Origin of the sequence: Ruegeria sp. HKCCD7303 (assembly GCF_013111185.1) — a bacterium.
Classification (GTDB): Bacteria; Pseudomonadota; Alphaproteobacteria; order Rhodobacterales; family Rhodobacteraceae; genus Ruegeria.
Genome location: NZ_WVRE01000001.1, coordinates 201754 through 226615, shown reverse-complemented (window position 1 = coordinate 226615; position 24862 = coordinate 201754). Strand labels below are relative to the sequence as shown.

The following is a 24862-nucleotide window of genomic DNA, read 5'->3' as shown; positions in this document are numbered from 1 at the left end:
ATTCGGGGCCGCCTAAGGCGGTGATCCAAACAATACTTAGCTGACCGGGCGACGCTCACGTCCCGCTCGGAATCAATCGTCTAAAACGGCTTCCAGCGACGCAAGGTTCGGGCGAGGCAACCTGTCTAACAGCTGCACCACGGACTGTCGGCACTCCGCACCTTTCCAGTCTTCTGGCAGAAAGGCAGGTGGCAAAGGGGGATGGCGTAGGATAAGCCGCCGCCACCCATGAACGATCAGAACACGCAGAACGGCAGTTTGCAGGGGGTCTTCCATCCCCTTGGTGGGCAAATGATGCTCGACGAACTGAAGAGTGGTCCAGAACTGACTGTAAGCGTCTTTCAGAGGTTCAGGCCCACACAAATCTCGCATCCAATCGGGCACTGATATGGCACTGCTTTCAATCCCCAGCAGGTCTTCCAGCCCATCAGGGGCCGGGCCCGGTGCCATGGCCGTAGAGGCATTGACTGAGATATAGTCACCAATGAGCATCAGATCTGACAGTTCTTTGCGGGAACTTTCAGAACCGCTGGCGATCAGCACATGCCAGATGTCCGGCTTGTCGGTCTCACGGGAATAGATACGCGGCGCGGCGGCGGCACTTTGGCTGCGACCAAAATCCGTCAAGCGGTGCACGCTGGTGCGCCCCACCCGCGTACTTTCGATCCAACCTTCTTTCCGCAGCCGATGTAGTGCAACACGCGTCGCCTCAGACTTGATTCCGGCCAGACTGGTGAGCGCCGTGATCAAGCTGCCACTGACCCGGTCCGATCCGCTGGGCGCCAAATCTCCAAATATCGTAACCAGCACTGACCACACCCGCTGTGTGCCGGTGTTGGTCAGTTGACTGACACAGGTTTCGAACCAATCAGGGCTGATGTCTTTCATACACGAAGTATAATCGGGCCGAAGGGAATTACCATCCGGCCCATCGCAAGCATCCAAGTGGCTAGTAAGCAACCATCGTCAATAGCTCATATTCTGCGACCTGTTCGTCATCTTGCTGAGTCAGCGTGACGTGCCAACGAACTTCGCCATATTCGTCATTGCGCTTAGTTTTGGCCTTGACCGTCAGGCGCACTTTGATGCTGTCACCGGCTTCAACCGGCTTCATAAAACGCAACCCATCCAGACCGGTATTGGCCAGCACCGGCCCTTCATTTGGTTCGACAAACAATCCAGCGGCAAATGACAGCAACAAATAGCCATGGGCGACGCGACCCGGAAAGAACGGGTTCCGCTCCGCCGCCGCCTGATCCATATGGGCATAGAAGGTATCGCCTGTGAAAGTGGCGAAGTGTTCAATGTCTTCCATTGTTATGGTGCGCGGTTCCGTGTGGATGGTCTCGCCAATCGCAAGGTCATGAAACCTGCGCGTGAACGGATGGGCGGGGCCTTTGACCTCGGTCGCGCCGGGCACCCATCTGTTTCCAATCGCGGTCAACAGATCAGGTGAGCCCTGAATGGCGGTCCGTTGCATATAGTGTTTAACACCACGCACGCCGCCCATCTCTTCGCCGCCGCCAGCGCGTCCGGGGCCGCCATGCACCATATGAGGCAAAGGTGAACCGTGACCGGTGGATTCTTTCATCGAGTCACGGTTGTTGAAGTACAAACGCCCATGATACGCCCCTGCCCCAATGGCGACCTGACGCGCCACGTCAGGATCATGCGTGATGACCGACGCCACCAAAGATCCTTGCCCCCGGTTTGCCAGTTCAATCGCATGGTCGAGATCGCGATAGCCCATGACCGTGCTAACCGGCCCAAAAGCTTCGGTATCGTGTACACGCTGCGCCGCGTCAGGGTTGGCACAATGGTAAAGCATCGGCGGCAGGAAGGCCCCTTTTTCAGGATCTGCTCCATCGACCGCAAAATCATCCGGGTTGCCAAAGACACGCTCGGCCTCTTGGCCAATGATCGTCGCCTTTTCCAGAACGTCACGTTTCTGACCATTCGAGACCAATGCGCCCATGCGGGTGGTTTCAAGCCTTGGGTCGCCGATAACGGTTTTGGCCAGCCGCGCGGACAACGCCTCGATCACGGCTTGCACCTGCACCTCTGGCGCGATGATCCGACGGATTGCGGTACATTTCTGACCAGCCTTCGCCGTCATCTCGCGCTGGACCTCTTTGACGAAAAGGTCGAACTCAGGCGTACCCGGCTTGGCATCTGGACCAAGTATCGAGCAATTAAGGCTATCCTGTTCCGCCACAAACCGCACAGAGTTTTCAAGGATCACGGGGTTGGATCGCAATTTCAACGCCGTATCTGCCGAGCCGGTAAAGCTGACCACATCCTGCAGGGTCAAACGGTCCAGCATGTCGCCCAAACCGCCCGACACCAACTGAAGCGCCCCGGCGGGCAAAATACCGGAGTCCAACATCAACCGCACACACAGCTCGGTCACGTAGCAAGAATTCGTCGCCGGTTTAACGATGGCCGGAACACCGGCCAACAGAGTTGGCGCCAGTTTCTCCAACATACCCCAGACCGGAAAGTTAAACGCATTTATGTGAACCGCCACGCCGTGCAACGGGGTGCAGATGTGCTGGCCCAGAAACGTCCCGTTGCGCGATAGTTGCTCAACATCACCGTCCAGATAGACATGCCCGTCCGGCATTTCCCGGCGTCCCTTCGAGGCAAAGACAAACATCGTGCCAATGCCGCCATCGATGTCGATCATATGGTCCGACTGCGTCGCGCCTGTGTTGAAAGACAGATCATAGAGCGCCTGCTTGTGCTGGCCCAGATGCAGCGACACCGCCTTGAGCATCTTGGCCCGCTCATGAAAGGTCATCTTGCGCAGGGCCGGCCCACCGACGTCGCGCGCATAGTCCAGCATTCCTTGCACGTCCAGTTCCGCGTTGCCCGCAGTTGCAATCACCTCGCCCGTTACGGCGCTGGCAATATTGCGCGCCCCGGCACCAGGCGGCACCCATGCACCGGCGACAAAGCTGGATATCTGTTGGATGGTCATGAGCGTCTCCTCATCAGTGTCTGGATCCTCACATCATCTATTCGAACGTGTGAGGTCATATCTTTAACCGTACGGTCGGTCGTTATTTTTGCACAACAACACCACAAACCGTACTCTTCAAACCTGCGCGGGCAATCGCGCGAAACCCCGAAACCGGATACGGCCACCGCGTTCAGCACCATCGGTGATGCAATAATTCGGGAAGCGAGCCAGAAACCGCCCGACTGCCACGCGGCCCTCCATACGGGCCAAAGTCAGGCCAACGCAGGTGTGGGGTCCACCTGCAAAGGCGTGGTGTTTATTGGGGCGTCGGTCCAGGAGCACATCATCGGGCTGCGCAAACTGTCGCGGGTCGCGGTTGGCGGCTCCGATGCAAAGATGGATATCTGTTCCGGCGGGAATGGTTTGGCCGTGTAAGACGATATCCTCGGCGGTTAAACGGTTGCCGAATTGGTTGGGGCTTTCCATTCTCAGAAACTCGTCCACGGCGGTGTTTATAAGCTCTGGGTCGGCCAGCAACTCGGCACGCTTGTCACGGTGCCGGTCCAGCAACTCCAGCGCATTGCCGATCAGATTGGTCGTGGTCTCGTGCCCTGCGTTCAGGATGAAAATGCAGTTCTGGTACAGCTCGACCTCGGTCAACCCGCCATCGGTGTCATCCTGCATCAATCGTGTCAGCACGTCCGTTGACGGGTCACCTGGATTAGCGCGACGATCATCTATGATGTGGCGCAGGAATGCCTTGAAGTCAGACACCGCGCGATTGCCCCAGTCTTCTTGTTCCCGGGTCAGCTGAGGCTCCAAAGCGCCCAAAATGGCCAGAGACCAATCCCGCAGGGGGCCGCGCTCGGATCGGGGAATACCCAGTAAGTTGCCGATGATCTCAATCGGGATGGCCCCCGCAAAATCCTCGATCAACTCAACAGAGCCCTTGGTCTGCATCTGGTCCAGCAAGCCGTCGACCAGCTGCACCAGGCCGGGCTCCATCTGCGCCAGCGCCCGCGGGTTCATCGCACCGACCATCACTTTGCGCACACGGGTGTGCAAAGGCGGATCATTGAACACCAAACTGGTCGTGTGATGTTCGTATAAAGGGCTGTCGACCCCGTATTTCGGCCCAAAAACCGCCTTCTTGTCCGAAATGAAACGTTTTGTGTCCCGATACACCAGATCCAGATCGTCATAGCGCGACAGGATGACAGACCCATCGGCTTGAAAGCAGATAGGCGTGTCTTCGCGCAGCGCAGCATAGGCCGGATAAGGGTCTGCGTGAAAACCGGTTGGAAGTGCGGTCAGCGAGAACATCAGTGACCCATCGCCCCCATATGTTCCGGCAAAACCAGCACCAGCCATGGCACCAGTACGATCAGCGCCAGGCGGAAGATATCCGCAACCCAAAACGGCGTGACGCCCTTGAAGATGGTCCCGGTCGAGACATCCCCCACCACTCCCTTCAGAATGAACACGTTCAAACCGACTGGGGGAGTGATCAGGCTGATCTCGGTCACGACAACGACGACGATGCCAAACCAGATCGGATCATATCCCAGCGATGTCACCAGCGGGAAGAAGATCGGCACTGTCAGCAGCAGCATCGACAGCGATTCAAAGACACAGCCCAGAATGATGTAGATCCCGAGGATCATCAGGATCACCACAAACGGCTCAACCTCATAGGCCGTCACCAAAGCGATCAGTGCTTCGGGCAGACCGGCCAAGTTGATGAAGTTCGAAAAGATCTGAGCTCCGATCAGAACCGAGAACAGCGCCGCGGCGGTGAAACTGGTCTCTTTCAACACCTCAAAGGTGGAACCAAGGGTTAGCCCACCCCGAGACAGGGCAATCAGGAAGGCACCCATTGCGCCCATGCCAGCTGCCTCGGTCGGGCTGAAGGTCAGGTTCAGCGGATAGAAGTCAAACACCCCGTACAACCCGCCGATCACAAGGAAGAACAGCAGTAACACGGCCCAGACCGAGCGCAGAGCCGAAAGGCGTTCACCCCAGCCATGCCGCTCTCCTGCTGGTCCGGCGTCGGGTCTGCGCCAAACGGTCCAACGCACCGCCAGCAGATAGAACAGGATGCCCAACACGCCGGGAATTATTCCCGCAACGAAAAGCTTGCCAATCGAGGTTTCGGTCAAAAGGCCATAGATCACCAGTATAACCGATGGCGGGATCAGAATGCCCAGTGTTCCACCCGCAGCAATCGACGCCGTCGACAACTCATCCGAGTAACCGTAGCGGCGCATTTCCGGCATCGCGACTTTCGACATCGTTGCCGCTGTGGCCAGCGACGAGCCACAAATGGCAGAAAACCCACCACAGGCTGCAACCGTGGCCATGGCGATGCCGCCGCGGAAATGGCCCAGGAAGGCATTCGATACCGCATAAAGTTCACGCGCAAGGCCACCCTTGTTGACGAACAGGCCCATAAGGATGAACAGCGGCACAACAGACAGCCCGTAATCCTGCGCCGTATCAGTGATCTGGCGGCCTACCATGGACATCGCAGCCTTCAACCCACGTTCGGACAGGATGCTGCCGCCGCGTTCATATGCAAAGCCAAGCGTCCCAACGAGGCCCATCGCAAAGACAATGGGCAGGCGCAGCAACACCAGAACAAGGACAAGGGCGAAACCGATCAAAGCTGCAGTCATCAGGAGTGCTCCGACAAGGCTTGGGGGGCAAAAATGTGCAAAATCCCGGTGATGATCATCGCGATAGCAGTGATCGCGGTGAAGGCAGCGATGAACCAACCCACGTAGAAGACAGGAATCGACAGGTATTCGGTGACATCGCCGTAGTCCCGCGCCCGCTCTGCCAACACCCAGACACGCTGAATTGGCCAGATCAGCATGATGCCGGATACCAGATACACAATCGCGTCCCGCACCCGGCTCAGCCGCAGACGTGCGAAAATCCCGTCTGTCAGGTCCACGGCGATCTGTCCGCGTCCGGCCGATATTATGGGCAGGACCGAAAAGACTAGGATCGCCATCAGAATACGTGTCAGCTCAGTCGCAGCCTCGATTGGCGCGTTGAAGACAGAACGCAAGATAACGTCGAAAAAGGTCATCACCATCAGGATGAACAGCGCCACACAGGCCAGCAGCGTCGGAACGACACTGATGCGTCGCGCAAAGGTCACGAGTGAGTGCATGATTGGTCCCCGTCGGGTGAAAAGGGCTGGCGGGTCATGCCCGCCAGCCGGGCTGCATTACTGCGAAGCCATTTCATTTACGATCATGTCATAAGCGGCTTGAGCGTCGATGCCCGCGTCGTTGACTTCGTCAATGACCTTGGCGCGCACGTCGACGGCAATCGTGTTGAATTTCTCAAGATCTTCAGCAGATGCCGCGTTGATCGCGTTGCCCTCGGTGGTTTCGGTTGCTTCGCGACCGATGGCGTCGATCTCGTCCCAGATTTTGCCAATCTCGCGGCTCAGCGGTTCACCAAAGACGTTCTCTTCCAAAGCAGCCTGCAGATCTTCGGGCAGATCGGCAAAAGTGTCTTCGTTCATGATGAAGGCAAACGATCCGCGATAGAGACCACCTGGAACTTCGTAAACATTCTGTGCCACTTCCGTGAGCTTGAAGCCCTTGCGGGATTCAAAGGGCATCACAACCCCATCAGCAGCTTTCGAGGCCAGGGTTTCATAGACTTTCGGCGCAGGGACCTGAATGCCGGTCGCACCCAGAGCCGTGCCAACGTCCCCCCCAACGCCACCCGGGATACGCACCTTGAGGCCCGACACCTCATCCAGCGTGGTCACAGGGCTGCTGGAATGTAACTGGGCAGGGCCATGCGTGTGCAGAGCGATCACCTTCACACCGCGATGTTCGTCTGCCTCTTTGAGGAACTTGTCATATGTGCGCCAATAAGCGACCGAGGCGTCCTCGGCCGAACCCTCGTATCCGGGCAGTTCGATCATCTTGGTGGTGACAAAACGACCGGGTTGATAACCATGGAAGATGATCGACGCATCAGCTGCACCATCCATGATCAAGTCCATCTGCGCCGGTGGCGGCGCAATGCCCAGCTTGAGTTCTGCCGTAACCTTACCGTCTGTCGCCTCTTCAACCATCTCCACGAATTTCGGCCACATCTTGGCGTTGATGCCATGGGTCGGCGGCGCCCAGCTTGAAATGGTCAGCGTATAATCCGCAGCCAGTGCCACTGTGCCCGAAACGGCCAACGCGGCCGACGCCAATAATGTGCTTAGCTTGGTGAATTTCATGGTTCTGTCTCCTCCCTGTGAAACATGACTCGAGAATGCGTTAATGGTCGCTTTTGTAACCATCAACATATTAAAGATCCCCCGAATGGTCCGCGATCCTCCAAGAGCCGGGGTTTTCGTTCGCAACTGTCAACATCGTTGCACGCGAAATTGCGATGCCGATTTCCTTGCTGTAGTTCATTGGCCCGCCACGCCACCGCGGGAATCCATATCCATGGATTTGCACCATATCGACAGATTCCGCGTTTTCCGCGATGCGTTCCTGAACGATTAAAGCGCCCTCGTTGGCCAGAACCGCTAAAATACGCGAGGAAATGTCCTGCTCTGTAAAGCTTCGGCGGGTTATGCCCTGTTCGGCCGAGTAGGTTTCGATCAACGCCTCAACTTCCGGGTCGCGGACCGGTTTACGGTTGCCATCTTCGTACCGGTACCATCCTTTGCCCGTACGTTGGCCAAGCCGCCCCATCTCACACAATTGGTCGGCGATGGTGACATAGCGTTCATCAGGGTTTCGTGTTTCGGCGTTGCGCTTGCGGTTGGCCCAGGCGATCTGAAGACCGGTCAGATCCTGCAGCTCATAAGGTCCCATGGGCATCCCAAACGCGCGCATCGCTTGATCCACCTGATAAGGCAGCGCCCCATCGGCCAGAAGATAATCAGCCTCGCGCCGATACGCCGCCAGCATGCGGTTGCCTATGAATCCATCGCAGATACCCGAAAGAACCGACACTTTCCGCAGCTTTCCGCCCAAGGCGAAACCTGTGGCCAAAACTTCGGGCGACGTATCAGGCGTATGTACGATCTCAAGCAGCTTCATCACATGGGCCGGGCTGAAGAAATGCAGGCCAATGCAGCGAGCCTTGTTTTCTACGTCCTCAAAGATGTCTACCGGATCTAGGTAGGACGTATTCGTGGCCAGGATTGCATCCCGGTGCATATGGCTGGCAAGCTCCGCAAACACCGATTGCTTGACGGACAAATCCTCAAATACAGCCTCGATTGCCAACTCGGCATCTGCAGCAACGGCATAGCTCTCGGCAGCCTGAAAACTTGTCAGACGATTACGCAACTGCGCTTCAGAAATCTTGCCCCGTTTGACGGCCCCGTTCAGCAGAGATTCAACCCGCTGCTGAGCGGCCGATGCAGCCTCAGCGTTTTGCTCAATCAAAGTGACCGACAGCCCGCCATTCAGCGCGGCCGTCGCAATGCCTGCACCCATCAGCCCACCGCCGACAACAGCTATCCGAGTGATGTCACGGGCTGTAGAACCCTTGATCAAAGCAGGCTTGGATACGGTGCGTTCAGCAAAGAATGCGTGACGTAGCGCCCTGCTTTCAGCGCTTTGGCGCAAAGCCAAGTGGCGGGCGCGTTCTTTCGGTTGCCCCTCGGCGAATGGCTCAACGGACCAACCGAGAGCGCTCAGGTTTTCCAGCGGCGATGGCTGCCCTTTGGCGCGTTTCCGCAACGCCAGACGGCTTGTTTCAAACAGATCGGGCGCAAAGTCCGGTACAGTGCGCTGACTGACAGGCAGTGGACGTTCAGGCAAGTCGGCAACAAATCCCGAAACTGCATCCAATAGGTCGTCGGCGATCAAATCAATGCCCCCGATTTCCGCCAGCGCTTCAGCTTTCATGATCTTGCCGGAACACGCCATGTCAATTGCAGCTTGCATCCCCACAAGACGCGGCAAGCGTTGCGTGCCACCTGCCCCGGGGATCAGTCCCACATTGACCTCGGGCAAACCAAAACCGGTATCCCGCGCTGCGATCCGCCACGCACAGGCCATCGCTATCTCAAACCCGCCGCCCAGCACGTTGCCGTGCATACAGGCGACAAACGGTACTTTGCTGTCTTCGATCTTCTGAACAACATCCGGTAAATGCGGCTCAATCGGCGGCACATCAAACTCGGACATGTCACCACCAGCGATGAAGGTCCTGCCAGCGCAACACAACACCGCCACGCGCGCGCCCTGAACCGCATCAACCGCGTCGGACAGCCCCTGTCGAACACCGGTCGAGGTCGCGTTCACTGGCGGGTTGTTGACCGTGACCCAAGCCACGTCACCCTTTAATTCAACACTTACCAGCGACGACTGCAACATCGACAACCCTTTTGATCGATCCAGATTCGGTACTGGTTTATATATTGACCAACCGTTCGGTTAATGCAATGATTAAGTTGGAACGAGGCCGGAAGAGAACGTCATGAGCGATACAATACTTGTAGAAAACAACGGGAACTGGGTTGAAATTACCCTGAACCGCCCAGACAAGTTGAACGCGTTCAATGAAGACATGCACGCGGCCCTGCAAGACGCATTGAAGACCGCACGCGACAACGGGGCCCGCGCAATACTGCTGACCGGTGCCGGGCGCGGGTTCTGCGCAGGTCAAGACCTGGGCGATCGCGATCCATCCAAAATGGATGGCCCTCCGGATCTGAGCAAAACGGTACGAACGTTTTACGCGCCTCTGGTCCGGTTGATCCGGTCCTTGGAGTTCCCGGTCATCTGTGCCGTAAACGGAGTCGCCGCAGGCGCAGGTGCAAATCTTGCGTTGGCCTGTGACATGGTTGTGGCTCGGGAAAGTGCCAAATTCATTCAGAGCTTTTCCAAGGTCGGCCTGATACCGGATACGGGTGGCAGTTGGCATTTGCCGCGCCTGTTAGGTGAAGCACGCGCTAAGGGGTTGGCTCTGACCGCCCAACCCCTTTCAGCCAAACAGGCAGAGGATTGGGGACTGATCTGGAAAACACTGCCCGACGATCAACTGATGAGTGAGGCACGCACGCTTACCGCGCAGTTGGCGAACGGCCCAACACTTGGGCTGGGCCTGACAAAGCAATGCATTCAATCTGCGGCCACCACATCGCTTTCGGATCAGCTTGAGATTGAGGCGGACGCGATGAAAACCTGCGGGGAAAGCGTGGATTATGCCGAAGGCGTATCCAGTTTCCTTGAAAAACGCGCGCCAAACTTTCAGGGGCGGTGACGATGACACCAAAGGAACGCGCCGAAAAATCCGCCGCTGCAATGTGGGCAAATGACGAGGCAAGCAAATGGTTCGGCATGGAGCTTGTCGAGATTGACGAAGGCCACGCAGTTCTGGCACTGACCGTCGCCAGCCATCACTGCAATGGTCATGGCACATGCCATGGGGGCGTCACCCACGCTCTGGCCGACAGCGCCTTTGCCTTTGCCTGCAATAGCCGAAACAAGGCAACCGTCGCGCAACACACAATGATCAGCTTCCTCGCTCCCGGAAGCAAAGGCGACCGCCTGACAGCCACCGCGACAGAGGTCACTGTGTCCGGACGCAGCGGTATCTATGACGTTCGCGTCACAAACCAAGACAACACTCTGATCGCCGAGTTTCGCGGCATGTCCCGCGCAGTGGGCGGTCAGAATTTTCAAGAATAGCTTCGCGACTGGAGGAGTGACGCGATGGAAGACCTTTCCCCAAACAAAGCGGATCTTGACCCGATCGAGATCGCCTCGATCGACGAAATTCGCGCCACACAGCTTGAACGGCTCAAGTGGTCCGTACGCCACGCATACGAAAACGTTGCGATGTACAAACAGCGGTTTGACGAAGCCGGTGTGCATCCCGACGATCTGCAGCAACTGACCGACCTTTCGAAGTTTCCGTTCACATACAAAAACGATCTGCGCGACAATTACCCTTTTGGCTTGTTTGCAGTTCCGCGCAGCGAGATCATTCGTCTTCACGCGTCCTCGGGCACGACTGGTAAACCGACCGTGGTGGGTTACACCAAGAATGACATCGACAACTGGGCGGATCTGGGCGCACGCTCTCTGCGGGCTTCGGGACTGCGCAAAGGCGACATGGTCCACAATGCTTATGGTTATGGGCTGTTCACCGGCGGGTTGGGCGCCCATTATGGGATTGAACGCCTTGGCGCGACCGTTGTTCCCATGTCCGGGGGGCAAACCGAGAAGCAGGTCAACCTGATCAACGATTTCAGACCGGACGGGATCATGGTGACGCCGTCCTATATGCTCAATATCCTTGAGCAGTTCCACAAGGCCGGTCTCGACCCCCGAGAAAGCTCTTTGAAGGTTGGTGTGTTTGGTGCTGAACCCTGGACTGATGCGATGCGGGCCGAGGTCGAAGCCGCGTTTGATATGCATGCGGTCGATATCTATGGCCTGTCCGAGATCATGGGTCCTGGGGTGGCCAATGAATGCGTTGAAACCAAAGACGGTCCGGTGATCTGGGAGGATCACTTCCTGCCGGAAATCATCGACCCCGTGTCCGGTGAGGTCCTGCCCGATGGCGAAACTGGTGAATTGGTGTTCACAACCCTGACCAAGGAAGGGCTGCCAATGATCCGTTATCGCACGCGCGACCTGACATGCCTGCTGCCGGGAACTGCACGTTCCATGCGCCGGATGGCAAAGATAACAGGTCGCAGCGACGACATGATGATCCTGCGTGGCGTCAACGTCTTCCCCAGCCAGATCGAAGAACAGGTCATGGCGACGGGGGGTCTTGCCCCGTATTATCAGATCGAATTGTATAAGTCGGGCCGCATGGATGCGATGCGTGTATTTGTTGAATCCTCAACCGATTCCACCGATGAACTCTCCAAAACTGCGGCGGCGCGAATGCTGACCAAGCGGATCAAGGACGTTGTTGGCGTTTCAACGGAAATTGTTGTAGGTGACCCCGGCGACGTCGAACGCTCTCAGGGCAAGGCGAAGCGTGTCGTCGACAATCGCGATAAGGAATAAACCGTGGCCCGAACAATCGCCAAAGACCACGACCAAAAGCGGGAGCAGATCCTGAAAATGGCGGCCAAAGTGTTTGCCGATCAGGGGTTTGATCGCGCATCGATGACATTGCTGGCCAAAGAATGCGGTATCTCGAAGGCCAACATCTACCACTACTACGACAGCAAGGATGCCATCCTGTATGACATCCTTGAAACATACCTGCGCGAGTTAAGAGATCGGATCTGTAACGTGGATCTTAGCGGTTTGAACCCCGAGCAGAAGCTGCGCACAGCGGTGCGCGAAATCCTGTTTGCTTATCAGGGCGCAGATGACGAGCACCGCGTACAGATCAGCGGCATGAGCGCGCTGACAGACGAGCAGCAGAAACTCCTGCGGGGCTATCAGCTTGATTTGGTGAATTTTGTGCGCGACATCCTCAAAGAGTTGTCTCCCGAAGCTTTCGACGATGCCAAAGACAAGTTGCGCGGTGCCACGATGTCGGTCTTCGGGATGCTGAACTGGTATTATATGTGGAATACCGGCGCGGGCCCCAAAGCCCGCGAAGACTATGCCGATCTGGTCAGCACGCTGACAGTGCATGGCGTGCAAAAGCTTTAGGCGCACAACGCTGCACACAAAACGTTATGTCGCGGCTTTAGACCGATCCAGATAGGCTTGCTTTGCGATCATGACATCCTCGTCCGTCATGTCTGATCGGTTCAGTTCTAAGAAATGTTCTGCGGCCCCAACCGGTTGAACATTCAGGTTGCGGACGGGTGTCAGATCATCCGACCGTACATTCAATATCGAAAGCACCTTGGTGACGGGAAACAAACGATCGCTCAGACCCGAGGTGTTCAGAGAGATAACGTCAGCTCGTGAAGACATATGCTCGGCGACCCGAGCCACCACGCCATCAAGGTCCGCGCCCGGGTTCAGCAGTTCAGTATATTCGCAAAGGTCTTCTTGTATTCTGTTTCCGCGAATGTTCTGCCAATACACGCTTTTGATCCAATCAGCAGTATCTCTGGTCGTGTAAAAGAATGTGATCCGCGCCTTGTTGTCTGTGAGTCTGTTGATTTCCTCACAGATAACTTCGGCAAGGATGTGCGTTTGGGCATAGGACCACACACCCTTGCGTCCCGGGATCATGCCTGCAAACTCTTCGCTGCTGATCAGCAACGGCAAGTCAGAGTGGCCATCCAACGACAGCAGAACCTGACGGAATTTCATGCGAAATTTTTCAAGCGTTCTTTCTTCCGGTACCACTGAAAAACGGCGCGCGGCAACGCCAGCGTCTTTCAAATTCCGTGGCACTAGAGCTTTGACTCGGGTCTTTAACCGGAAACGGTTCCTGTACAGCATCGTTTGCAGGGTTCTGGTTCCGGTTTTGTGAAACCCTTGATGGACAACAACCTTCAGCATAGAACCTACGACTCAATCAACGTGCAACTTCGGAAGTTAGAGCCACCGCATCGAAAACTTCAAGCGGTCCAATCGATGCTCAGTTCTTCTCGAAAGGCAAAGCGGGTCAAATGCGCCTCGATCACCTTTTGCCAACGACGCAAATCGCCACGCGGGCCGGTTGTGGCGGTCACCGTCAAAGTGGTTGCATCTGCTGTCAATGTCACCCGATCGCCGTCAGGGAAAGACGCGCTGCCCTGCGTTCCATCAAAGGAGACCTCGGCCTTGTGCGACCAATGTTTGCAGAGCTGCTGCAGGTATTTTGAGGCCGCGCTCGTTTGCGCAATGCCTGTTGCGGTCTGATCAGGCAACAGGCTCAGACCCGCGACAGCGGCAGACCGGATTGATTTGGCAAACAAGGTCACGTCAATGTTGGTGGCCACAAACGTCGCGCCGAGATCCAGACACTTACGTTGAAGGTCTGGATCCAGCGTCAAAATCCCGGCTGCTTTACCTGCTGCCACGATGCGGCGGATTGCATCCAGCACTGCGGCAACCACCTCAGGGTGGTTCGCATCCCCTAGATGGCCCATGTCAGCGGCGAGGTCGGCGGGACCGATAAACACACCGTCCACATCAGTCGCCAGAACATCGTCCAGCGCGTCCATGCCCTTGTTGCTCTCGACCTGCACAAGCAGGCAAATCTGTTCGTCGGCGGATTTCAAATAATCGGGTATCGCAGCGAAGCGTGACGCCCGCGCCAGCGATGATCCAACCCCACGAACGCCATGCGGCGGATATTGCACGGCCCGGACCAGTTCGCGCGCCTGATCGCCGCTTTCGACCATCGGCACCAGAATATTCTGCACTCCTGCGTCGAGATATTGCTTGATCATCCAGGTTTCGCCAATCGGCAGGCGTGCGACCGGCACACTGCCGGACCCCTCAATCACGCGCACCTGCTCCAGGATCGATTGCAGATCGTTAGGCGCGTGTTCGCCATCGACCAGCAACCAATCGAACTGCGCTGTGGCAGCGATCTCGGCCGCATAGGCATTGGCCAAACCAACCCAACATCCGATCTGCGGAGAGCCGGCCGTCAGCGCAGCCTTGAATGCATTTTGTGGCGCAGGCATTAGTTTTCCTTTCAGGCGAAATTGATATCGACTGAGCCAAACGGCCCGAAATCCGCGTGAATTTTGGTGCCCGAGGGGCATTCGACGGGGCGGATGAAACTGCCGGACAAAATGATCTGCCCCGGCTCGATGCTCTGACCGTATTGCGCCATCCGACGTGCCAACCAAACCACACTTTCAACAGGGTCGTTCAACACACCAGCACCTAATCCGGTTTCCTCAATCTCGCTATTGCGGAAAGCAATCGCCCCAACCCAGCGCAGATCAAGAGCATCCATAGAATGACGCTCTGCACCCAAAACGATGCCTGCATTGGCGGCATTGTCGCTGATCGTGTCAAAGACCGTGCGCGCTTTGCCGGTTTCAGGGTCCACTCTTTGAATACGAGTATCCAGAATTTCCAGTGCAGGGGCGACATAGTCCGTAGCGGCGATAATATCGTCGCGAGATACGTTTTCGCCGCCAACGGCGGACTTCATAACAAAGGCGATCTCGGCCTCAATCCGGGGCTGAATGAAACGGCCTGCCGGAACGGTCGCGCCATTGTCGAACGCCATGTCGTCAAACAAAATTCCACTGTCGGGAATGTCGATGTTCAAGGCATATTGCATCGCCTTCGAAGTCAGCCCGATCTTCCACCCGATCACCTTGCGCCCTTCGGCCAGTTTCTGGCGATAGATGGCGTTCTGAATCTCATAGGCATCATCCATACCCATCTCGGGGTGGCGCAGACTAAGCAGGCCGATCTGTTTGCGCCGGCGTTCGGCCTGCAGCAGTTCGGCGGCGGCTCGGGCGTGGTCTTCGGGCGTCATACCTGTTCGTCCTCCACCGTGTTGCGCAGGGTTCCGATACCTTCGACGGACACCTCGACAACATCTCCGGGCACGAGGTACTTCGGCGGGTCGAACCGTGCCCCTGCACCGGTTGGTGTACCAGTGACAATAATGTCGCCCGGCTGAAGCGTCATAAAGGTCGAGATGTATTCGATCTCGCGCCGGATCGGGAACATCATGCGGTTCAGCGTGTCGTCCTGCCGAAGCTCACCGTTCACGCGAGTTTGGATGCGGGCATCATCCAGTTGGGCGGCGTCCGTAAATGGCACCAGCCATGGGCCAACGGCCCCCGACTTGTCCCAGTTCTTGCCTTGCGTGACATTGAACTTTGCGTGCCGCACCCAGTCGCGAATGGTGCCTTCATTGCACAAGGTCAGCGCGGCGATGTGATCATAAGCGTCCTCCTGCGAAATGCGGCGGCCAGCCTTTCCTATCACGATGGCCACCTCGCCTTCGTAGTCCAGCGTATGGTTTTCCGGCGGTCGGATCAGCGGGCGGTCATGGCCGGTGAACCCACTGGCAAAGCGCGGAAAAAGCGACATGTACTTGGGCTGTTCGCTGCCGTCCTTGTATTCTGCATTCCGGTCAGGGAAGTTCACGCCGACACACAGGATACGGCGCGCATCCGGCATTACCATGTCATAGGTGAACTCAGTGTGGGTGACAGGCTTGCCCTCGGCAGCTTTTGCCAATCGATCGAACGCCCCGTCGGCGATCACCTCGTACAGGCTGTCATGGTCCGGGAACACTTGGTTCAGTGCTATTGCACCGTCGTCAGTGATTGCTCCGAAAAACCGTTCCTCACCCGCTAAGAAAGTTCCAAACTTCATTCAAGTGTCTCCCACACGTCACGAATCACGTCGGCTGCTAACATCACGTCGTCCCGAGAGGTATCGAACTGCCCAACCTGAAAGCGGATGATCTTGCGGCCTTTGAACATGCCTTGGGTGAGATAAATCCGCCCATCATCGTTCAACGCGTCGACTAAACGCTGCTGCATTGCATCGTCTCCCGGACACCGGAACGAAAACAGGCTTAAGATCGGGCCGGTCGTGATTTCGAACCCCTCCATCGCTCCGATCCGATCAGCGAGCTCCTGCGCCCAAGTCACATGATTGCGGATGCGTTCGCGCAGTCCTTCCAATCCGTATGAGCGCAACAGAAACCAGATCTTTAACGCCCGGAACCTGCGCCCCAGTGGGATCGTCCACTCCGAGTAATTCGTCACCTCTGCTCCGGTTGTCTTGAGGTATTCCGGCTCGATCTTCAGTGTGTTGAGCTGTGGTGCTGCATCCCGCAAGAACTGGATGGCGCAATCGAATTGCGCGCCCATCCATTTATGCGGGTTGAAGACAATGCTGTCATAGCGGTCAGCACCCCTCCAAAGGGCTTCGCGAAATTCGGGGCAGATCATGGCTGATCCGGCCCAAGCTGCGTCGAGATGGGTGTAAAGGTCGTGTTTTTGCGCGATATCCGCCACGGCCACCAAGTCATCACAGGCCCCAACACCGGTTCCACCTGTGATCGCAATAATACCGGCCGGAACATGACCGGCTGCGATATCGCTTTGAATGGCGGCTTCAAGTGCAGAGGCATCAATCGCAAAGTTGGAACCCAAGGTCGGCAGCTTGACCAGATTGTCCTGTCCAATCCCCGCGACCCAGCAGGCCCTGTCGATGGACGAATGCACTTGATCCGAGCAATAGATCCGCAGCGCGCCCTTGGTGTTCAAACCTTCGCGGTTGCCAGTGAAGCCCGTGGCCCTTTCCCGCATCGTCAGAACCGCCGATAAAGTGGCGGACGAGGCGCTGTCCTGAATAACCCCCGTCATGCCTTCGGGCAGCCCGAGGGCCTGCCGCAACCAGTCGACCATGACACCTTCGACCTCGGTGGAGGCGGGCGAGGTTTGCCACAACATGCATTGCGCCGCGATTGTTGTCACCAGCATCTCGGCCAGCATCGACGGGGGAGCAGCATTGGCTGGAAAATAGGCAAAGAAGCGTGGGTGCTGCCAATGGGTGATGCCTGGCATCACGATCCGTTCAAAATCAGCCATGATGGCATCCATCGGTTCACCCGCCTCGGGTGGGGTTGCCACAAGCTGGGCTGCGATTTCCCCCTGTGCGGTCTGTGCGCGCACGGGGCGTTCCGCAAGTGTCTTATGGTAGTCGGCCGCCCATTTCGAAATGTGCTGGCCCCAATGCGAAAACGTGTCCCAATCCATGCGTTAGCCTTTTGTTGTCGCAGAAAACTCAACCCGAGCGACCCTGCGAGATACGCGGTCATAACAAACCGATATGTTTCGATTTAATGAAGCAATCCCTGATGCCTGATGTCAGACCGAAAAGCTGACATTTGCCTGACCCGTGCCAGAGCTGCCAAAATATGGGGTATAGATGTCAATCTTACCCTTGTAGCTGCCCCAGCCCAACGCTCCGAACAGCAGGGCGGTGTCGTTCATGGCACATTCTCCGGTGCATTTCTTGGCGTAGTCAGGCAGCATTTCAAGGAACTCTTCAAAACGGCCCTGTTCCCATAATTCCAACACGCGCATGTCCATCTGGCGGTTGAACTCACCATTCACCGCGTTCAGCCCCTCGACCGATCGTTCATTCGGGGTGAAATCATGGCTGAGAGACCCTGATGCCAGAACAGACACATTGCGGTCAGAACGCCGGATGCCTTCGGCAATGGCCTCACCCCAAACCCGGTTTTCCGCAATCGATGAGAATTGATTGACAGCCACAGGCAAGACCCGCGCATTCACCCCTTCGTTGATGAAATGCATGGGCAACAGGGTTCCGTATTCCATACCCATATCCGGGTGCGAATGACCCAGAGCACGCTCTCCACGCTCGCGCAGCACATCAAGGATCGTTTCCCCCAACTCATGATCGCCGCGATAGTCGAACTCCATATCAGCCAACATATGCGGCAGCTCGTGGCTGATGAAGCGACCTGTGTGATGCTCTTTTGTGTTCAGGTGAAAGCCCTGATTGGTGATCCAATGGGTATCGAACACAATGAAGGTCTCGACTTCGCGGTCTATCGCGTCCTGACGCAGGCGGGCATACCCATCAATGGCAGATTGCCGGATACCTTTGTATTTCGGCATCGTGTGGGACATCCAGATGCTGGGTACATGCGTTATTTTCGCGGCCTGTACGATCTTTCCCATGACGGTTCCTCCTAATGCGTTCTGGTGGTCCCAGTTCGGGGGAACCACCTGAGGCGATTATTTCCCCAATTGCATGATCTTGTGCTGACCGGTTGCGAAACCGATGTGCTTTTGTTCCATATAGAACTCAAAGCTCCAATCCCCGCCGTCGCGCCCGATTCCAGACGCTTTGACCCCGCCAAAGGGCGTAGGCAGGTGACGCACGTTTTCTGAATTCACCCAAATCATCCCAGCCTCCAGCTTGTCTGTAAAGCGCAAGGCACGGGTCAGGTCATTGGTCCAGACATAACCCGTCAAACCATAGGGCGTGTCGTTGGCAATCTGAAGCGCCTCGTCCTCGGTTGCGAAGGGGATCGAGGTCAGAACAGGGCCAAAGATCTCCTCGCGCGCGATGCGCATCTGGTTGGTGGCGTTGGTGAACAAGGTCGGACGGATAAAGTAGCCTTCATTGCCCACCTTGACCCCACCGGCAGCGACGGTTGCACCGTCCTTTTTGGCGATGTCGAAGTAGCTGGTGACTTTGTTGTAATGCTCCTCGGTCACCAATGGCCCAATCTCGGTCGCCGGGTCCAACGGGTGGCCCACCTTGATGTTGTTCACACGTTGGACCAGCTTTGCCTCGAACTCTTCTTTGATCGTATCCTGCACCAGCAACCGCGAAGATGAGGTGCAGCGCTCGCCGTTGATCGAATAGATCATGAAGATCACCGCATCCAGCGCACGATCCAGATCGGCGTCATCAAACACGATCACAGGGTTTTTTCCACCCAGCTCCAGATGGTTGCGCTTGTGCGTGTCCGCGCCTTGCTTGACAATAAGGCTGCCGGTGCGGCTTTCGCCGACAAAAGCAATCGCCTTGATCAGCTTATGTTCGCACAAGGCTTTGCCTGCATCGGGGCCAAACCCATTGACCGTGTTCAGCACGCCTTTGGGCAGCCCGGCCTCTTCGGCGATCTCCACCAGAAGGCGGGCCGTCAGCGGAGAGTCTTCAGCAGGCTTATGAACCACCGTGCAGCCTGCAGCCAGTGCAGGGGCGATTTTCCAGGTCGACAGCATGAACGGTGTGTTCCATGGGGTAATCACACCGACCGGGCCAATTGGAACGCGCGTGGTGACGTTCATCAGCGTCGGGGATTTCAGATGTTGCCCGTCGCGCGCCTGAACCACCTGATCTGCAAAATACCGAAAATTCTCTGCCCCGCGCAACGCGGCCTTGGACATGAAGCGAAGAGTCTGGCCCGTGTCCCAGCATTCACACAGCGCGATTTCCTCGGCCCGCGCTTCGATGGCATCAGCAACGCGCAACAAGATGCGGCGGCGTTCGGTGGCAGACATGTCGCGCCATTCAGCAAACGCGGCATGGGCGGCCTTGGCCGCCGCATCAATATCATCAGCCGTGCCATGTGCAACGTCGCAGATCACAGATTTGTCGACAGGCGAAGTGGATTGGAACACACCGCCAGACCCGTCCCGATCTTCGCCAGCGATACGATTGAGAATGCCGGCTTCCCTGAACCGGGCCAGAAAGCCTGTCAGTTTTTCAATATTCGTATCCAGCGCACTCATGTTTCAGGTCTCCTGCGAAGTCGCGGCCAGATGGTCGCGGATCGTGCCGGTTTTGGGCGAAAGCTTGGGGTCGATGTCGCGCATCTCAAGCGACAGAGCGATGGAATGTTGCGAAAGGGCGGACGCCAGATAGGCTTTGACCGCGTCAAATATACGCCGCGTCGCGTCCTGCTTGACGTCTTCCGACCGCCCTGCACGCAGGCGGATCGAGATATCAACAAACCCATGGGCCGGATTTCCATCCGCAATGGCATAGTGGTCCACACGCGTTGCGCGCACACGAATGCCCGGCATCGGAAAGGTGTCGATCTCGGCAGCTGTTGCCCTTATGCATTCGCACAGGCCACCCATGTCGATCTTGCCTTCCAGGTTTCCGGAATATTCGACGTGGAAATGTGGCATGATTCCTCCTTTATTACTTAACATGTTTAGTTTTTTGCAAGCCTCACGTCAAGAGATTGCTTTGTTAATCTTTGCAATTTCCGAACCACCGCTCTAGAAGGCCGCATGACCACTCAAAGCCATACCAAAAGCACCGCCCGATCCCTTCCTATCGCGCTGCTGCGTGCCCGTGAAACCGTCATGGCCCCGATCCGGGATATGCTGCAAGGCATCCAAATAACCGAACAGAAATGGCGCATCTTGCGCGTGCTGGACGAGCTGGGCGAAGTGGAGCAAAGCACTATTGCGCACGAAGCTTGTCTGCTGCTTCCAAGCGTGACCCGCATCTTGCGCACAATGGAGGCTGATGCCCAGATCACCCGCCGCCAGGACAGTAACGACAAACGCCGTACCATGGTCACGATCACGGATGCAGGCCGGTCGATCCTTAGGGAAAACCTGGCCACGTCACTTGCGATTTCCAGCAATATCGAGGCTCAGATGGGTCGTGAAAAGCTGGACCAATTGCTGGACCTGCTAGAGGAATTGCAGGCGGTTAAAGTCTGACCCTGCCTTCAGTCGACAGGGCAGACCTAAAGCTCAAAGAGTCGACAGACCAGTATCCAACGCTGACAAAATCTTGGACACATCGTCTGAGGTGATAACCAGCGGGGGCGACAGAATGATGTTGTTTCCGGATACTCGTACCATCACGCCATCTTCGTAAGCCGCTTTTTGAACCTGCAACGGCAGGTGCTTAGCGATGGGAGCTTTGGTCGCCCGATCGGAAACCAGTTCCAACGCGCACATTAATCCCTCGCCACCGCGTACGTCGCCGATCGCGTCGTGTTTCTCGGCCAGCTTCCGCAACCCGGCGAATAATTCACCCCCTCGCGCTGCGGCGTTTTCCCAAACCCGCAGCCGGTTGATCTCGGACAGAGCAGCCAGTGCCGCCGCTGCCCCAACCGGATGACCGGAGTAGGTGTAGCCCTGATCGACCGATGCCAGCCCCGTAGTGTCCTTTTCGAAGACTTCAGCGACAGAGCCCGAAATCATTGCCGCGCCGAACGGAAAGTACCCGTTGGTGATCGCTTTTGCTGTTGTCATGATGTCCGGCTGAACGCCCCAATGTCGCGCGCCGCTTTCGCTGCCAGTTCGACCAAATGCGGTAATGATCTCGTCAGAGATCAAAAGAATACCGTGTTTGGCACACACCTCACGCACCATGGGCATGAAGCTTTTGTGCGGTGGGATCACACCCCCTGCCCCCAGAACCGGCTCCATGATAAACGCCGCAACCGTGTTCGCCCCTTGAAAGGCGATCTCGGCCTCCAACGCATTGACGCAAAGTTGCGCCAGACGCTCGGGGTCCGCCTCATCAAACGGGTTGCGATAGGTCCAGGGTGCGGGCACGTGGAAACAACCCGGCATCATCGGCTCATAGACCGCGCGAAACTTTTGGTTGCCGTTGACCGAGGCGGCCGCGAAATGGGTGCCGTGATAGCCCTGCTTGAGGCTGATGAACTTGGTGCGACCAGCATCGCTCCTCACCTTGTGATATTGCCGTGCAAGCTTCAGCGCAATTTCGACAGAGTCCGATCCACCCGACGTAAAGAACGCGCGGGTCAAACCGTCAGGTGCGAAAAACTGCGCCAGCTCATAAGACAGCTCAATGGCTTTGTCATTGCTGGTTCCGCGAAAGGTCGAGTAATAGGGCAACGCGTTCAATTGATCGGCAATGGCCTGTTTCACCGGTTCGCAGGAATAGCCCAAATTGACGTTCCACAGCCCCCCCACGGCATCCAGCGCTTTGTGACCATCAACATCGATAATGCTTACACCTTCACCGCCATTCAAAATGGTCGGCGGGTTCTTTTGACTGTCGGCAGGATGTGCCATCGGGTGCCAGAAATAACGGGCGTTGTTTTCCTTCAGAAAGTTCGAGTCTTTCATGGTGCGGGCCTCCGGAAGTATCGCTTACCCTGGGTCACGGGTGGAATTCGGTTGGAAAGGTGTCGGGCAACTGACCGCCAAAATCTGCGGTCAGGTCCGTCGAAAGATTGTGCAATGCAGACAGAATGGATGGCAGGCGGTCGTCGGTGGCGCGACCTTCAGGCACAGCAATTGCAATGGTCCCCAGAGCGACTTGATCAATGCCAAAAATCGGCGCGGCGTACCCAAAGACGCCCTCTTCATAGCTGCCGTTGCTGTTGGCCCAGCCTAGGGCGCTGATCCGCGCAACCCGTTCTTTGATGATTTCAGGATCAATGAGCGTGGCGTCTGTGAAGCGGACCTGCTCGTTGTGATCCAAATCTTCCATAAGACTGGTCGGGCCAAAACTGAGCATACAAAGACCCGAAGCCGTTGCATTGATCGGCAGGATCTCACTGGGGTCAAGGCTGACGCGTACGCTGTGCCGCGTTGTTTCAACCACCAATGCGGTTTGCAGCCCGGTCTTTTCCAACAGTGACAGATGCAGACTTTCCCCAACGCGTTGCATCGCCATTTGCATTTTCTGGCGCGCACTTTCGATGCCTGGCCGCGCGATTTCACGCAGCGCTGCCAGGCGCAAGGCCGCCGGTCCGATAGCATAAGACTTGGTCATAGGATTCTGTTCGATCAGACCGTATTCCTCAAGCGCACGCAGGTGGCGCAGCGCGGTTGCCTTGTTCAATCCGGACAGTCGCGCAAAGTGACTCAGCCCGATTTCCGGTCGCGCGCTTGAAAAGTAATCCAGCATTTTTAAGGCATTAAGGGCTGTGCCCATGTGTTTCACTTCCTCTTACTCAGGGAATACTTGACAGAACTAACTTAACAAAGCAACATTATTATTGTTAACGCGGATCAAATAATGAACCACATATGGGAGGAGTCAATGAAGAAATTTCTTACAGCTGCGGCTTTAGTGGCATCAGCTACCGCTGCACTGGCCGAGTACCCCGAAAAGCCGGTCAGCTTTGTGGTGCCGTGGCCTCCGGGCGATCTGGAAGATGTTCTGACGCGGATGATCGCCGATGAATTTCAGGCCATGTACGGCGTACCAGCCGCCGTCGTGAACAAACCCGGCGGTGGCGGTGGTCCGTTCCCCGGTGCTGTCGAGGTGGCAACCGCCCCCGCAGATGGCTACACCATCGGTTCCTTTGTCATCGGCGTGCCTGTCATTGGACCCGAAATCGGCATCCCTGAGCTCAACCCCAACCCGTTTGATCCCATCGGTATCTTCCTGACCTATCCCTTCGTGATCGCAGCCAGCACGGATGCGCCTTTCTCAAGCTGGGAAGAGCTGGCGGAACACGGCAAGGAAAACGACGTCGCACTTGGCCATTTCGGTTCCGTCTTGCCACCGACTCAGGTGACCTTTGCCGCAGCCGTCAGCAGCGGGTTCGACTTTGCCAGCGAAGCGGCGTTTGATGCGCTGGACTGCAACACTTTGGCATCGGGCGACGTCGACGTGATCAACACCACCCTTCAGCTTATCCTGCCCTGTCTGGATCAGGTGAACGTCCTTGCCAGCATCGGCGGCGAGCGGATTTCGCTGGTGCCCGATACACCAACAGTCGTGGAACTAAACCCGGATCTGCCTTTGGCCCTGTGGAACGGATTGTTTGTCCACAAGGACACCCCAGCAGACGCCCGCGAAAAAATTTCGGCGGCGGCTCAAAAGGCGCTGAGCTCTGACAAGGCCAAACAACTGGCCGAGGAAACCGGTGCTCTGATTTATTGGCAGGATCCGGATGCCTCCAACACTCAGATCGAGCAGGACAAAGCCTCGTTCGCCAAGATCGAAGAGATCCTGGGCGAATAAACCGGAACGGGTCCGGCACGTTTTACACTGCCGGACCTCTTTCCATCCAACAGGAGGCCATGATGATTGCAAAGACCTTGCAAGACATGTTCCGGCGCTATCGACGCCCCGGTGACATCGTCTTCGCGACATTGTTCTTCCTGTTCTCGCTGTTCCTTCTCAGCCAGCTTGGAAGCGAAACACAAGTCGTCAAACGGACAAAGTGGTTTGCGCAGCCTGCTTTGTGGCCAACCATCGCGATCTGGGGCATGGTTGTGTTCAGCGGTCTGCATTTGCTGAGCTCATTCCTGTCACCACGTATTCCCGGCCGATTGCGAGAGATCACGTTTTGGCTGAAGTCGCTCGAATACGTTGTCTATTTCCTGATCTATGTAGTGGCGGTTCCATGGCTTGGATACCTGCCCTCGACCATACTGTTTGCAGCCCTTCTGACGGTACGTTTGGGGTTTCGTTTACCAGGTGCCTTTTGCATTGCCCTTGTCTTTGGCGCTGTGGTCGCAATCGTCTTTCGGGCGCTGCTGCAGGTGAACATCCCCGCTGGTCGCGTTTATGAATACCTGCCCGACGGGCTGCGCGCCTTTGCGCTGACCTATCTATGAGGCCG

The 24862-nt window shown here is 56.7% G+C and carries 24 protein-coding genes; 7 read left to right on the top strand and 17 right to left on the bottom strand.

Features of this window, described 5'->3' with window-relative positions:
* Positions 1 to 72: 72 nt before the first annotated feature.
* The 7 genes from GS630_RS00980 to GS630_RS00950 all read right to left on the bottom strand — a co-directional run bounded on the left by GS630_RS00980 (position 73) and on the right by GS630_RS00950 (position 9321).
* Positions 73 to 888, bottom strand: a complete 816-nt coding sequence (locus GS630_RS00980) for a PaaX family transcriptional regulator C-terminal domain-containing protein (protein ID WP_171176648.1) — start codon at positions 886 to 888, stop codon at positions 73 to 75.
* 61 nt (positions 889 to 949) lie between these two features.
* Positions 950 to 2980 carry a phenylacetic acid degradation bifunctional protein PaaZ gene (paaZ, locus tag GS630_RS00975; protein WP_171620841.1) on the bottom strand — a complete coding sequence of 677 codons (2031 nt, stop codon included), beginning with the start codon at positions 2978 to 2980 and terminating at the stop codon, positions 950 to 952.
* Between the two features lie 117 nt (positions 2981 to 3097).
* Complete coding sequence (locus tag GS630_RS00970; protein ID WP_171620840.1) at positions 3098 to 4285, bottom strand: cytochrome P450; 1188 nt, start codon at positions 4283 to 4285, stop codon at positions 3098 to 3100.
* On the bottom strand, positions 4285 to 5637 hold the full coding sequence (locus GS630_RS00965; protein ID WP_171095159.1) for a TRAP transporter large permease: 1353 nt from the start codon (positions 5635 to 5637) through the stop codon (positions 4285 to 4287). The genes GS630_RS00970 and GS630_RS00965 overlap by 1 nt, the downstream gene beginning before the upstream one ends.
* A complete protein-coding gene (locus tag GS630_RS00960) occupies positions 5637 to 6140 on the bottom strand; it encodes a TRAP transporter small permease (protein WP_171176640.1) in 504 nt (167 codons plus the stop codon). The genes GS630_RS00965 and GS630_RS00960 overlap by 1 nt, the downstream gene beginning before the upstream one ends.
* Before the next feature lie 57 nt (positions 6141 to 6197).
* Complete coding sequence (locus GS630_RS00955; protein WP_171176638.1) at positions 6198 to 7217, bottom strand: TRAP transporter substrate-binding protein; 1020 nt, start codon at positions 7215 to 7217, stop codon at positions 6198 to 6200.
* A 70-nt stretch (positions 7218 to 7287) separates the two neighbouring features.
* The gene (locus GS630_RS00950; RefSeq protein ID WP_171620839.1) at positions 7288 to 9321 is read right to left on the bottom strand and encodes an FAD-dependent oxidoreductase; all 2034 of its coding nucleotides are present in this window, start codon (positions 9319 to 9321) and stop codon (positions 7288 to 7290) included.
* Between the two features lie 103 nt (positions 9322 to 9424).
* Between GS630_RS00950 and paaG the strand changes: the two genes are divergently transcribed.
* From paaG to GS630_RS00930, 4 genes are read left to right on the top strand one after another with little or no spacing between them, the layout of a single operon-like run.
* Complete coding sequence (gene paaG / locus GS630_RS00945; RefSeq protein WP_171711814.1) at positions 9425 to 10210, top strand: 2-(1,2-epoxy-1,2-dihydrophenyl)acetyl-CoA isomerase PaaG; 786 nt, start codon at positions 9425 to 9427, stop codon at positions 10208 to 10210.
* A 2-nt stretch (positions 10211 to 10212) separates the two neighbouring features.
* Positions 10213 to 10638, top strand: coding sequence for a hydroxyphenylacetyl-CoA thioesterase PaaI (gene paaI / locus GS630_RS00940; protein WP_171176632.1), 426 nt, complete (start codon positions 10213 to 10215; stop codon positions 10636 to 10638).
* A 24-nt stretch (positions 10639 to 10662) separates the two neighbouring features.
* On the top strand, positions 10663 to 11973 hold the full coding sequence (gene paaK / locus GS630_RS00935) for a phenylacetate--CoA ligase PaaK (RefSeq protein ID WP_171620838.1): 1311 nt from the start codon (positions 10663 to 10665) through the stop codon (positions 11971 to 11973).
* A gap of 3 nt (positions 11974 to 11976) precedes the next feature.
* Positions 11977 to 12573, top strand: coding sequence for a TetR/AcrR family transcriptional regulator (locus tag GS630_RS00930; protein ID WP_171176628.1), 597 nt, complete (start codon positions 11977 to 11979; stop codon positions 12571 to 12573).
* A 24-nt stretch (positions 12574 to 12597) separates the two neighbouring features.
* On the opposite strand, the gene GS630_RS00925 is transcribed toward GS630_RS00930, so the two are convergent.
* From GS630_RS00925 to GS630_RS00890, 8 genes are all read right to left on the bottom strand, one after another.
* The gene (locus GS630_RS00925) at positions 12598 to 13188 is read right to left on the bottom strand and encodes a hypothetical protein (protein ID WP_171235800.1); all 591 of its coding nucleotides are present in this window, start codon (positions 13186 to 13188) and stop codon (positions 12598 to 12600) included.
* 251 nt (positions 13189 to 13439) lie between these two features.
* Positions 13440 to 14495, bottom strand: coding sequence for an aldolase/citrate lyase family protein (locus GS630_RS00920; RefSeq protein WP_171176625.1), 1056 nt, complete (start codon positions 14493 to 14495; stop codon positions 13440 to 13442).
* Between the two features lie 11 nt (positions 14496 to 14506).
* The gene (gene hpaH, locus GS630_RS00915; RefSeq protein WP_171620837.1) at positions 14507 to 15307 is read right to left on the bottom strand and encodes a 2-oxo-hept-4-ene-1,7-dioate hydratase; all 801 of its coding nucleotides are present in this window, start codon (positions 15305 to 15307) and stop codon (positions 14507 to 14509) included.
* A complete protein-coding gene (locus GS630_RS00910; RefSeq protein WP_171620836.1) occupies positions 15304 to 16158 on the bottom strand; it encodes a fumarylacetoacetate hydrolase family protein in 855 nt (284 codons plus the stop codon). The genes hpaH and GS630_RS00910 overlap by 4 nt, the downstream gene beginning before the upstream one ends.
* Entirely contained in the window at positions 16155 to 17552 is a 1398-nt protein-coding gene (locus tag GS630_RS00905) for a pyridoxal-dependent decarboxylase (RefSeq protein ID WP_171620835.1), read from the bottom strand. Before GS630_RS00905 ends, GS630_RS00910 begins: the two co-directional genes overlap by 4 nt.
* A 111-nt stretch (positions 17553 to 17663) precedes the next feature.
* Entirely contained in the window at positions 17664 to 18506 is an 843-nt protein-coding gene (hpaD, locus tag GS630_RS00900; RefSeq protein WP_171238023.1) for a 3,4-dihydroxyphenylacetate 2,3-dioxygenase, read from the bottom strand.
* Positions 18507 to 18563: 57 nt separating this feature from the next.
* Positions 18564 to 20072, bottom strand: coding sequence for a 5-carboxymethyl-2-hydroxymuconate semialdehyde dehydrogenase (hpaE, locus tag GS630_RS00895; protein ID WP_171620834.1), 1509 nt, complete (start codon positions 20070 to 20072; stop codon positions 18564 to 18566).
* A gap of 3 nt (positions 20073 to 20075) precedes the next feature.
* Entirely contained in the window at positions 20076 to 20474 is a 399-nt protein-coding gene (locus GS630_RS00890; protein ID WP_171620833.1) for a 5-carboxymethyl-2-hydroxymuconate Delta-isomerase, read from the bottom strand.
* A gap of 105 nt (positions 20475 to 20579) precedes the next feature.
* Here GS630_RS00890 and hpaR point away from each other — a divergent pair, with 105 nt between their 5' ends.
* Positions 20580 to 21020: a homoprotocatechuate degradation operon regulator HpaR gene (gene hpaR / locus GS630_RS00885; RefSeq protein WP_171620832.1), complete on the top strand. Its 441-nt coding sequence runs from the start codon at positions 20580 to 20582 to the stop codon at positions 21018 to 21020.
* 33 nt (positions 21021 to 21053) lie between these two features.
* Here the strand turns inward: hpaR and GS630_RS00880 are convergent, their stop codons facing one another.
* Both GS630_RS00880 and GS630_RS00875 read right to left on the bottom strand, forming a co-directional pair.
* Positions 21054 to 22406: an aminotransferase class III-fold pyridoxal phosphate-dependent enzyme gene (locus tag GS630_RS00880; RefSeq protein WP_171620831.1), complete on the bottom strand. Its 1353-nt coding sequence runs from the start codon at positions 22404 to 22406 to the stop codon at positions 21054 to 21056.
* A 34-nt stretch (positions 22407 to 22440) separates the two neighbouring features.
* Positions 22441 to 23220, bottom strand: coding sequence for an IclR family transcriptional regulator (locus GS630_RS00875; RefSeq protein WP_171620830.1), 780 nt, complete (start codon positions 23218 to 23220; stop codon positions 22441 to 22443).
* A 108-nt stretch (positions 23221 to 23328) separates the two neighbouring features.
* Here GS630_RS00875 and GS630_RS00870 point away from each other — a divergent pair, with 108 nt between their 5' ends.
* On the top strand, positions 23329 to 24258 hold the full coding sequence (locus GS630_RS00870) for a tripartite tricarboxylate transporter substrate binding protein (RefSeq protein ID WP_171620829.1): 930 nt from the start codon (positions 23329 to 23331) through the stop codon (positions 24256 to 24258).
* Between the two features lie 62 nt (positions 24259 to 24320).
* Complete coding sequence (locus GS630_RS00865) at positions 24321 to 24857, top strand: tripartite tricarboxylate transporter TctB family protein (RefSeq protein ID WP_371809099.1); 537 nt, start codon at positions 24321 to 24323, stop codon at positions 24855 to 24857.
* Positions 24858 to 24862 lie beyond the last annotated feature (5 nt).

What these genes read in the sequence shown, in the direction of transcription:
- GS630_RS00980 (WP_171176648.1), bottom strand. Translation starts at nt 888, where the DNA reads ATGAAAGACATCAGCCCTGATTGGTTCGAAACCTGTGTCAGTCAACTG.
- paaZ (WP_171620841.1), bottom strand. Translation starts at nt 2,980, where the DNA reads ATGACCATCCAACAGATATCCAGCTTTGTCGCCGGTGCATGGGTGCCG.
- GS630_RS00970 (WP_171620840.1), bottom strand. Translation starts at nt 4,285, where the DNA reads ATGTTCTCGCTGACCGCACTTCCAACCGGTTTTCACGCAGACCCTTAT.
- GS630_RS00965 (WP_171095159.1), bottom strand. Translation starts at nt 5,637, where the DNA reads ATGACTGCAGCTTTGATCGGTTTCGCCCTTGTCCTTGTTCTGGTGTTG.
- GS630_RS00960 (WP_171176640.1), bottom strand. Translation starts at nt 6,140, where the DNA reads ATGCACTCACTCGTGACCTTTGCGCGACGCATCAGTGTCGTTCCGACG.
- GS630_RS00955 (WP_171176638.1), bottom strand. Translation starts at nt 7,217, where the DNA reads ATGAAATTCACCAAGCTAAGCACATTATTGGCGTCGGCCGCGTTGGCC.
- GS630_RS00950 (WP_171620839.1), bottom strand. Translation starts at nt 9,321, where the DNA reads ATGTTGCAGTCGTCGCTGGTAAGTGTTGAATTAAAGGGTGACGTGGCT.
- paaG (WP_171711814.1), top strand. Translation starts at nt 9,425, where the DNA reads ATGAGCGATACAATACTTGTAGAAAACAACGGGAACTGGGTTGAAATT.
- paaI (WP_171176632.1), top strand. Translation starts at nt 10,213, where the DNA reads ATGACACCAAAGGAACGCGCCGAAAAATCCGCCGCTGCAATGTGGGCA.
- paaK (WP_171620838.1), top strand. Translation starts at nt 10,663, where the DNA reads ATGGAAGACCTTTCCCCAAACAAAGCGGATCTTGACCCGATCGAGATC.
- GS630_RS00925 (WP_171235800.1), bottom strand. Translation starts at nt 13,188, where the DNA reads ATGAAATTCCGTCAGGTTCTGCTGTCGTTGGATGGCCACTCTGACTTG.
- GS630_RS00920 (WP_171176625.1), bottom strand. Translation starts at nt 14,495, where the DNA reads ATGCCTGCGCCACAAAATGCATTCAAGGCTGCGCTGACGGCCGGCTCT.
- hpaH (WP_171620837.1), bottom strand. Translation starts at nt 15,307, where the DNA reads ATGACGCCCGAAGACCACGCCCGAGCCGCCGCCGAACTGCTGCAGGCC.
- GS630_RS00910 (WP_171620836.1), bottom strand. Translation starts at nt 16,158, where the DNA reads ATGAAGTTTGGAACTTTCTTAGCGGGTGAGGAACGGTTTTTCGGAGCA.
- GS630_RS00905 (WP_171620835.1), bottom strand. Translation starts at nt 17,552, where the DNA reads ATGGATTGGGACACGTTTTCGCATTGGGGCCAGCACATTTCGAAATGG.
- hpaD (WP_171238023.1), bottom strand. Translation starts at nt 18,506, where the DNA reads ATGGGAAAGATCGTACAGGCCGCGAAAATAACGCATGTACCCAGCATC.
- hpaE (WP_171620834.1), bottom strand. Translation starts at nt 20,072, where the DNA reads ATGAGTGCGCTGGATACGAATATTGAAAAACTGACAGGCTTTCTGGCC.
- GS630_RS00890 (WP_171620833.1), bottom strand. Translation starts at nt 20,474, where the DNA reads ATGCCACATTTCCACGTCGAATATTCCGGAAACCTGGAAGGCAAGATC.
- hpaR (WP_171620832.1), top strand. Translation starts at nt 20,580, where the DNA reads ATGACCACTCAAAGCCATACCAAAAGCACCGCCCGATCCCTTCCTATC.
- GS630_RS00880 (WP_171620831.1), bottom strand. Translation starts at nt 22,406, where the DNA reads ATGAAAGACTCGAACTTTCTGAAGGAAAACAACGCCCGTTATTTCTGG.
- GS630_RS00875 (WP_171620830.1), bottom strand. Translation starts at nt 23,220, where the DNA reads ATGGGCACAGCCCTTAATGCCTTAAAAATGCTGGATTACTTTTCAAGC.
- GS630_RS00870 (WP_171620829.1), top strand. Translation starts at nt 23,329, where the DNA reads ATGAAGAAATTTCTTACAGCTGCGGCTTTAGTGGCATCAGCTACCGCT.
- GS630_RS00865 (WP_371809099.1), top strand. Translation starts at nt 24,321, where the DNA reads ATGATTGCAAAGACCTTGCAAGACATGTTCCGGCGCTATCGACGCCCC.